The organism is Methanobrevibacter thaueri (assembly GCF_015062905.1).
Lineage (GTDB): Archaea > Methanobacteriota > Methanobacteria > Methanobacteriales > Methanobacteriaceae > Methanocatella > Methanocatella thaueri_A.
This window is the reverse complement of the sequence record NZ_SUTK01000055.1, coordinates 1-9,237: the sequence shown is the minus strand read 5'-3', so window position 1 is coordinate 9,237 and position 9,237 is coordinate 1. Positions and strand designations below refer to the sequence as shown.

General features: G+C 39.4%; 8 protein-coding genes. 4 read left to right on the top strand and 4 right to left on the bottom strand.

All coding sequences use genetic code 11. The features are described from left to right. Nucleotides 1-14 precede the first annotated feature (14 nt). Entirely contained in the window at nt 15-152 is a 138-nt protein-coding gene (locus tag E7Z79_RS09735) for a zinc ribbon domain-containing protein (RefSeq protein WP_369693442.1), read from the top strand. A gap of 174 nt (nt 153-326) precedes the next feature. Here the strand turns inward: E7Z79_RS09735 and E7Z79_RS08270 are convergent, their stop codons facing one another. Then, complete coding sequence (locus tag E7Z79_RS08270) at nt 327-1,067, bottom strand: succinylglutamate desuccinylase/aspartoacylase family protein (protein WP_303739484.1); 741 nt, start codon at nt 1,065-1,067, stop codon at nt 327-329. Nucleotides 1,068-1,111: 44 nt separating this feature from the next. On the opposite strand from E7Z79_RS08270, the gene E7Z79_RS08265 reads away from it, so the two are divergent. Continuing rightward, nucleotides 1,112-3,034, top strand: a complete 1,923-nt coding sequence (locus E7Z79_RS08265; protein WP_303739483.1) for an IGHMBP2 family helicase — start codon at nt 1,112-1,114, stop codon at nt 3,032-3,034. A gap of 227 nt (nt 3,035-3,261) precedes the next feature. Continuing rightward, nucleotides 3,262-4,440, top strand: a complete 1,179-nt coding sequence (locus E7Z79_RS08260) for an argininosuccinate synthase (protein WP_303739482.1) — start codon at nt 3,262-3,264, stop codon at nt 4,438-4,440. Between the two features lie 10 nt (nt 4,441-4,450). On the opposite strand, the gene E7Z79_RS08255 is transcribed toward E7Z79_RS08260, so the two are convergent. Next, on the bottom strand, nt 4,451-6,103 hold the full coding sequence (locus E7Z79_RS08255) for a helicase C-terminal domain-containing protein (protein WP_303739481.1): 1,653 nt from the start codon (nt 6,101-6,103) through the stop codon (nt 4,451-4,453). A 119-nt stretch (nt 6,104-6,222) separates the two neighbouring features. Here E7Z79_RS08255 and E7Z79_RS08250 point away from each other — a divergent pair, with 119 nt between their 5' ends. Continuing rightward, nucleotides 6,223-6,951, top strand: coding sequence for an NAD-dependent protein deacylase (locus E7Z79_RS08250; RefSeq protein WP_303739480.1), 729 nt, complete (start codon nt 6,223-6,225; stop codon nt 6,949-6,951). On the opposite strand, the gene sfsA is transcribed toward E7Z79_RS08250, so the two are convergent. Then, on the bottom strand, nt 6,898-7,611 hold the full coding sequence (gene sfsA / locus E7Z79_RS08245) for a DNA/RNA nuclease SfsA (protein WP_303739479.1): 714 nt from the start codon (nt 7,609-7,611) through the stop codon (nt 6,898-6,900). The genes E7Z79_RS08250 and sfsA overlap by 54 nt on opposite strands. Then, on the bottom strand, nt 7,598-9,139 hold the full coding sequence (locus E7Z79_RS08240; RefSeq protein WP_303739478.1) for an NAD(P)H-hydrate dehydratase: 1,542 nt from the start codon (nt 9,137-9,139) through the stop codon (nt 7,598-7,600). Before E7Z79_RS08240 ends, sfsA begins: the two co-directional genes overlap by 14 nt. Nucleotides 9,140-9,237: the final 98 nt, after the last annotated feature.

Below are 9,237 nucleotides of genomic sequence, written 5' to 3'. Positions count from 1 at the left end.
ACAAAAACAACAACATAACCCTAAAAGACAGACAATGGAATTGCCCAAAATGCGGCACACAACATCAAAGAGACCACAACGCAGCAATCAACATCTTAAACGAAGGGTTAAAAACACTAAAAAAAAATAAACCTAGGGGACCTGGGGGATAGCTTAGAATATTTTCCATTCATATAGAATGGATTACCTAAGAATCTCCGACCTCTACAGGTCGGAGAGGTTCAAGATAAAAATCATATAAAATTTACATCTTTTGAACCCATCCGGCCTTAAAGAAGTCGGAGAATTCTTGCACAATAAAGTTAAAAAAGATAATTACATACTCATTAAATCCCAAAATAATCTAAAAAACTTTTCATTTGGGCAAGGGATGTTTCAACACTGCCCCTAATGACATTTGCAAAGGGACACAGCACCTCACAAGTGACTGCGGGAATTTTTTTCAGATTGCAAACGTCCTCAACCGCCCCCTTATAAGAAGAACCCGCAAAATCAAAGGATATGACTTCAGAACCGACATTACGAGATATGTAATTTGCTATCAGATAGCTTTCGGGAGAGGGAGACTTTGATGAAAAGACGGATTCGATTCCGGGATTTGCATTGAAAGCTGTTGAATGAAAGTCCCCGACAAAATTGATTGCAAGATTCTCAACCGCCTGAACAATCAGATTGCTTAAAGAGTTCTGAATATGGGCTGAGCGATTCAGATCCATATCATTGAATGTCCTCTCATTGTACATTGTTGATTTGGGTGATGCAAATGGGATGAAATAGAGTGTATTTTTCAAATCAGCATCAAGCAACTCATTTAGCAGTTTCACATTGGCGATTTGCGGAGATAGCTCGTTTCCATGAATTCCTGACAATATCAAAATCTTATTGCCGCCATCGCCCAATTTAAAAATAGGAGTTCCATAAGTGCATTTTTCAAGTATGAATTGAGTCAATCGGTTTAATTCCAATTTTCCAAAAAGATTTCTGTTTCGTGAAATGTATCCTCCGGAAAAATCACATACGTAGGACATTTCCAGATTGCCAAATTCCCCAATTTTTTCAAAATGCATAATTAAATATACAGTGAAACTCTTATTTAAAAATAAGTATGAAAATGAAGAAATATATTAAAAACCTGATAACGCTTATCAATTACGAAAGAGATGCCGAAATTGACCTTATGACCCGTGAAATAAGCACAATGTCCGGTCAGAAAAGGGAAGAGCTTGGAAGGGCAATCAATAAAGTCAAGGGAAAAAGTCTAGGCAAGGAGCTGGGACTTCAGATTGTCCAGTTTGGAAGGTCCGAGGTGATAGATACTGAAATATCCGTTGGAGACATGATATTGGTCAGCACCGACAATCCCTTAAGAAGCGATTTGACCGGCACAGTCACTGAGAAAGGTGCCAGATTCATCAAGGTTGCCTTTGACAAGCGCGTCCCAAAATGGGCAATCAAAAAGAAGGTCAGACTTGACCTATATGCAAACGACATCACCTTCAGAAGAATGGAAGACAATCTGAATCATTTGAGCTTAAAGGGCAAAAATGCATTGGAATACATTTTGAATGAGAGAAATCCTAAAAAGAACCGGGATGTTCCCTACATCTCATATATCGATGAAAACCTCAACGATTCACAAAAGAAGGCTATTGAAAATGCACTTTCATGTGAAAATTTCTTTTTGATCCATGGTCCCTTTGGAACAGGAAAAACAAGGACATTGGTTGAATTAATCTCACAGGAAACAAGGCAAGGCCATAAGGTATTGGCTACAGCAGAAAGCAATGCCGCTGTTGACAACATTCTGGAAAGACTGATGGACAACAAAAAATTGACCCTTACAAGGCTCGGACACCCCCAAAGGGTTTCAAAACACAACATCACTCAAACCTTGGCATACAAAGCCGAAAACCACAAGCTGAACAAGAAAATCAAAAAGATTCACAAAAAGATCGACAATATGATTGAAAAGCGCAAAGTCCACACAAAGCCGACTCCTCAGTACCGCAGAGGCTATGGTGACTATGACATTCTTCATATTGCTTCAAAAGGCAAAGGTGGACGTGGAATAAGCTCTGACAAGATGAAATCAATGGCAAAGTGGATTGAAATCAACCAGGAAATCGACGAGGCTCATGACGAGATAAAAAGGATTGAAAATAGGATGATTAAGGACATCATTGACTCAAGCGACGTTATACTAGCCACAAACTCATCATCTGCACTTGAGGCCATTGCAAGAGTCAAGTTTGATGTTGCAATCATTGACGAGGCTTCACAGGCAACAATACCAAGCATCCTGATTCCAATTGCAAAGGCCCACAGGTTCATCCTTGCGGGAGACCACAAGCAGTTGCCCCCAACAATCATAAGCGACAGGGCGGGAGCATTGTCCAAAACACTCTTTGAAGAGCTGATTCGCATGTACCCATTCAAATCACAATTATTGAATATCCAATATCGTATGAACAGCCTGCTAATGAAGTTTCCGAACGAAGAATTCTATAACAATGGCTTAAAAAGCGATTCCAGTGTTGATGACATAAATATTAAAGACATCCTTGATTCCCATCAGGATGAAGAGGCGCTGCTGTTCATTGATACATCAGACATTTCCGACAATAGGGAAAGACACCTGAAGGATTCGAAATCAATCGTCAATGAAATAGAGGCTGAAATTGCAATAAGAATAGCTGATGACTACCTGAATGACGGAGTGGATGAAGCCGACATAGGAATAATCAGTCCATATGCCGACCAGGTCAAGATAATCCAGGAAAACACTCCGATTGAAGTCAAAACCGTCGACGGTTTTCAGGGAAGGGAAAAGGAAATCATCATAATCTCAACTGTCAGAAGCAATGACAATGGAAATATAGGCTTTTTAAGTGATTTGAGACGATTGAATGTTGCAATAACTCGTGCTAAACGTAAGCTAATCATCATCGGCAACATAGACACTTTAATAACAAATCCAACATATGAAAGACTGATAAAATTCTGTGAAGATCAAGACCTGCTGGTAAAAGTTTAGGTATACCTAAACTTTATATACTATGAAAATCTAATTATAATCAAGGACGAAACACATTCCTCCATACTCTTAATTGGGGTATCCATATTACCACACATATAACTTTCAACCTCGATTATTTTTCCTCAATTAAGAGTTTTCTTCTGTCAACTTTTTTTAGATAATTATTAAATACTATTAGAAATATAACTATTAATGAATATTAATTCTTATTACGGTGATTAATTATGACTGATAAAGTAGTTTTAGCATTCAGCGGAGGTTTAGACACTTCTGTCTGCGTTAAATTATTAGAAGAAAAATATGACTATGAAGTAATTACTGCATGTGTAGATGTAGGACAAGGCGAAGAAGAAATGGAAAAAGCAAAAACCATGGCCTCAAAAATCGGTGGCCTCAAACACTATAACATAGACGCCAAAGAAGAATTTGCAAACGAATACATCTCACGTGGAATAAAAGCAAATGCAGAATATGAAGGATATCCTTTAAGCACTGCACTTGCAAGACCATTAATTGCACAAAAAATTATAGAAGTAGCTGAAAAAGAAGGAGCAGTCGCAATTGCACACGGCTGTACCGGAAAAGGAAACGACCAGTTCAGATTCGAAGCAGTCATTCTTGCAATGTCTGACTTGGACATTGTCGCACCAATCAGAGAAATGAATCTGACAAGAACTGAAGAAAAGGCATATGCTGAATCCAAAGGAATCGAATTAAGCTACGATAAAATTTACAGTATTGACGAAAACCTCTGGGGAAGAGCGATTGAAGGGGATGTCCTTGAAGACCCTGCAAACGAACCTCCTGAAGACATCTACGAATGGACCAAATCCTGGGAAGATGCAAACGACGAACCTGAAAAGGTTTCCATTGAATTTGAGGAAGGTGTTCCAGTAGCCATAAACGGCGAAATGATGCCATTAGTCCAATTGATTGAAAAAGCAAATGAAATTGCTGGAAACAATGCCATCGGTAGAGTGGACACCATTGAAAACAGAATGATTGGTCTTAAAAGCAGAGAAATATATGAAACTCCAGGTGCAAAATTGTTAATCGCTGCACACGAAGCCTTAGAGGAATTGGTATTGACAACCGATGAACTAAGATTTGCAGAATACATGTCAACATTATACGCCGATTTGGTCTACAGAGCACTCTGGCAAGAACCATTAAGAGAAGACCTTGACCAAGCAATCGACAAGATGCAAGAAAGAGTAAGCGGAGAAGTCGTAATGAAATTATTCAAAGGTTCAATCCAACCTATTATCAGAAAATCTCCATTCAGCTTACACAGCATCGAACAAATTACATTTGAAGACAAAGAAACCGAGCAAAGCGAAGTTGAAGGTATGATTAAATACCACGGTCTTCAAGCTGCAAATTACCAAAAATTAAACAGATAGCTTTACGCTATCATTTTACTTCTTTTTTTTGAACCGCTTCACTAAAATATTCATTGAAAAATCCACGGTTATACTCGAACAGCTGCTTAAAACTGGAATCTATTATATACATTACACACCAGTCGTCCATATCACGTATTCCACGCCCATAAGCCTGCATCAATGCCATTACAGTCTGGTAGTAGAACCATTTTGGATCAAAATCCCTTCTGTACTTGACCTGCTCATTCAGCTGAGGATAGGGAATTTTGAAAACAATCTGGAAACGGCACAAATCCCCCTTGAAATCCACGCCATCCTTGATTGAAGCACCGATTAGAACCAGATTCTCCTTTGATTGGGTAAAATCTTTCAGAACAACATTTCTGTCTCCGCCACCAACGAATACAAGCGGATAATCCTTCAGCTGTTCCATAATCCAGAACGCCTGTTCATTGCTTGAAGTATGGATAACTCCCTTTTCATTTGAGTGCCTGTCCAAAAGCTCCCTGATCTTTTTGATTGCCCTTGGATTCTTCCAATTCGGAATCTTTCCCCTTCTTCTGCCACTCATCCGACCAACAAAATCAGTATAGATTGGCCTGTTGGCCACATCAAAAGGAGATTTCTCATAGATGTAATAAGTCTCATCAGGATTAATGTTATTCCACTCACAGAACTTATCCTTGCTTCCCAAAGTTCCGGTCAGGAATATGCATACATTGCCCATGCTTAAAAGATTCTGAGTGTCATCGGCAACGGAATATGGCTTGAATTCGGCTGATATATCCATCTGATTGCTCAATATGTTATCTTTACTAGGCAAATCAATGATCAGTTCCTTGTGTGCCAAACCCAAAGCGATTGAAGTGAATGATTTAATGTCCTGTTCAAGGTTCTGCTTTTCCACATAGTCAAAATTGGAATACTTTGAAGGGTCGCTTTCAAACTCATCCAAAGTAACCTGAACCGTTTTGTTCACATCACCATCAATCTTCTTAATCCTCTTTTTGCATTCCTTAATCAGGTCATCACATAATCTTGTCCAGTATTCGGGATTTCTTTTCAAATCATTGATTGATTTGGTCCCATGCATTATCGGCTCGAAAATATCAATACCGAATTTGGTTGATATGTATTCCCTGTCAAGCTCTGAAGATGACAGCATAAGCATCTTGCGCTCCAGGTTATGGGCCTCATCCAGAATCAGCAATTCCCTGGAATCCAAGATTGGATTGGCTACGCCCGCATAGTACAGGAAATCATAGTTTGTAATGACATTCTTTGCCTCCTGAGCCTTTTTGAATGCCATTTGAAACTTGCAGGTGCTGCATCTTCTCAGATTATACTCCGCCTTGATACAAAAGTCACAATAGCCCTTATAGTTGCATTTATAGTTTCCACGACCTTTTATCTCAACAAGCATGTCCCCAAAATCGTCAAGATACTGTTCCTGGAGCTGTTTTGTCATTGTCAGAATGTATGAATCATCATACATGTTTGCAAGAGTTGTGGCAATTGCGCTTTTACCTATTCCCGTTCCGGCCTCAAGGATTATATACTTGAATCCCTTCTTGATTGCGAAATTGATTTCATTGATTAACCTGATCTGACTGTTTCTGGGATTATACTTAGGCAAAGACCAGTATATCATCCAATCAAGATTTGAATCATTGTTTTCCATGAAAATGCCTCACAATTTTAATAACAAGTTAATAATACTATTATGTGAAATGTCATATTTAAAAGTTTATTTACGAATCTAGGGAAAAATTAATATTTGTTAATAATATAAATAATAATATGTCTAAAATTAACCAATTACAAGAAATTATCAACTCATCAGACAATATTGTGTTCTTTGGCGGTGCAGGAGTTTCAACGGAAAGTGGAATACCTGACTTTAGGTCTGAAAGCGGAATTTTCAAAAGTTTGGAGAAATATGGTGACACCCCTGAAAATCTGGTTTCACACAGTTACTATCTGGACCACACCGAGGAGTTTTTTGCATATTACAAAGACAATCTTGTTTTCAAGGATGCAGAGCCCAATCCTGCCCATCTGAAATTGGCTGAACTGGAAAAGGCAGGAAAACTGAAAGCAGTAATCACTCAAAACATCGACGGCCTCCATCAAAAGGCAGGAAGCAGAGAAGTTTTGGAGCTTCACGGATCCATCCACAGGAACTATTGCCAGATTTGCGGTAAAGAATATTCATTGGACTATATTTTAGAAAGTGACGGCATTCCAAGGTGCGAATGTGGAGGAATTGTAAAACCAGATGTTGTACTATACGAAGAGCCATTGAACAATGCGGTTTTAAGCTTTGCAATTGATTATATCCAGAATGCGGAAACACTAATCATCGGAGGAACTTCACTTGTAGTTTATCCGGCTGCAGGATTGATCAACTACTTCAACGGAAAAAATCTGGTGCTAATCAACAAAAGCGAAACACCATATGATGATGCCGCAAGTCTAGTCATCAACGATGCTATCGGAGAGACTCTCTCCCAAATCAAAATCCAATGATTCAGGAATCAATTCAATGCCTGACAGTTGATTGTCACAACGATAAACCAATATTTCCACGCCTGCATCATATGCATCGTTTAAGGTTTGGCTGAACACAGGGTCATTTTCCCAATTGGGCCTGAAAAATTTGCCGATGGGATGCTGTATCAGGAAAAATACTGCACATCTATTCCCATCCATTTTAAGCTTGATTAACTCCTTCAGATGCTTTGCTCCCCGTTCTGTTGGAGCATCCGGAAATCTCGCCTCACCATCGACAATCAAGGTCACACCCTTGACTTCCACATAACATTCCTCTTTTTCATTTGCCAAGTATATATCTATCCGGGAATTGTCGACTGTCTTTTCCCTTTGGTGATGAGAATACCCTGCAAGCTCTTTTATTTTGCCACTTATGATTGCATCATATACGATACTGTTCGCTTGCTGTGAGTAAAGTGATACTAAGGCTCCCTTGTTCTCAACGAAATGCAGCGAGAATTTTGTCTTGCGGTTCGGATTGCTGGACGGTTCAAGCCAAACGACAGCATTTTCGACCAGCAACTCCCTGCACCTTCCGGTATTTGGCACATGAGCGATTTCCAAATTGCCATCAACCTCAACCTCGGCAATGAACCTGTTTGGACGATTCTTAAAGATTCCCTTAACGTAATCCATCCCTAATCACGCCGCCTATGTAAGATACCAAATCTGTTGCCGAAAATCCATTTCCTTTAACATCAAAGGCTGTTTCACCGGCAAGGCCGTTGATGAAAACACCCAAGCATGCGCAATCGAATGGATTTAAGTCCTGTGTAAGCAGGCTAGCGCATATTCCTGAAAGTGCATCACCTGTTCCTCCAACAGTCATTCCGGCATTTCCAGACCTATTTATTCTGAATCTTGTTCCGGACAATATCAAGTCATACTGGCCCTTAACAATAACTGTTCCATTGATTTGGCGAGTGATCTGCAGAAACTCAGTGATGTTTTCATCGACCTTTTTAAAGTCATAGGAGTCTATGTCAAGCTTCAAATCATTATCGATGTTGAATAATGATTTGAACTCAAAAATATGAGGAGTCAATATGATATCGTCACGGTTTTTGATTAATGACAGTTCAACCTGCTTTAAGGCATCAGCATCCAAAACAATTGGCTTTTTGATTTTTGCAACAAGTACATTGAATAATTTTGAAGTTTCCTTATCAATTCCGGCGCCAGGACCTATCAAAACGCAATCAACATTATCAGCCAACTCCAATATTTCACTGGAATGAATTAGTGATAACTTCTCCCCATCCAATGATTTTACAATCAGATCTGGAGATGTTGACTTGATAGCTTCAGCTGACTTCTCGGGTGTTGCGACATATACCAAATCACATCCGGCACCTATTGCTGCCATTCCCGCAATTGCCGGAGCGCCAGAATAATCCTTGCTTCCTCCGACAATCAGCAATCTTCCGTTATTTCCCTTATGTGATTTTTCATCCCTGTTTTTGAGTCTTAAAAAGTCACCATAGTTTACAAAGTATTCCGCTTCGAATGGAATTCCAATATCAGCAGTTACAAGGCCGCCGACAAGTTCCTCATCGGCATCCCCTATGCCTGTTTTAATTTTATGAAAGCTGATTGTATAATCCGGAACCACGGCAAGGTCGCTCACCTCACCGGTCAGCGGATCCATTCCTGAAGGCACATCCACACTTATCTTAACGCCACTTGACTGGTTGATTATCTCGATTGCCCTTCTGACATTGGCCTGAAGATTTCCTTTGATTCCAGTTCCTAAAAGGCCGTCGACAATGACGAATTCAGTGTCTTTGCTTTTAGCGACTTCAGTATTGTTGATGTCATCCAATGTCTTTAAATTATAGATGGTCAGGCGTGACAGTCTCGGTTTCATGTTTTCCAATATTTCAAAGTTTATTTTGGCCTCTTTTGAACGAATATTGTCCTTAAGCATATAGATATCCACATCATAGCCCCTGTTCAGCAGGTATCTTGCAGCCACAAAACCGTCTCCTCCATTTCCGCCGGAACCTGTAAAAATTATCGCCTTCACAGGTTTTGAAAATGTATAAACCGCAATTTTGCCCACTTCCTCTGCAAGGGATTTGCCGGCAGATTCCATCAAACACAATCTAGATAAACCTAAATATTCACAATTATAATCCGTAACCATCATATCAATAGGACGCATAATATCCCACACTTTTACTCTCTACGACAATATATTCTATTGTTTTTACTATTAATTAAATTTTTTTGAAACCAAAAATGTAACAAGTACCATCTTAT

Excerpts from the sequence above, each read along its gene's own strand:
- E7Z79_RS08250 (WP_303739480.1), top strand. The coding sequence starts at position 6,223 with ATGTCTAAAATTAACCAATTACAAGAAATTATCAACTCATCAGACAAT.
- E7Z79_RS08260 (WP_303739482.1), top strand. The coding sequence starts at position 3,262 with ATGACTGATAAAGTAGTTTTAGCATTCAGCGGAGGTTTAGACACTTCT.
- E7Z79_RS08240 (WP_303739478.1), bottom strand. The coding sequence starts at position 9,139 with ATGCGTCCTATTGATATGATGGTTACGGATTATAATTGTGAATATTTA.
- E7Z79_RS08255 (WP_303739481.1), bottom strand. The coding sequence starts at position 6,103 with ATGGAAAACAATGATTCAAATCTTGATTGGATGATATACTGGTCTTTG.
- E7Z79_RS08270 (WP_303739484.1), bottom strand. The coding sequence starts at position 1,067 with ATGCATTTTGAAAAAATTGGGGAATTTGGCAATCTGGAAATGTCCTAC.
- E7Z79_RS08265 (WP_303739483.1), top strand. The coding sequence starts at position 1,112 with ATGAAGAAATATATTAAAAACCTGATAACGCTTATCAATTACGAAAGA.
- sfsA (WP_303739479.1), bottom strand. The coding sequence starts at position 7,611 with ATGGATTACGTTAAGGGAATCTTTAAGAATCGTCCAAACAGGTTCATT.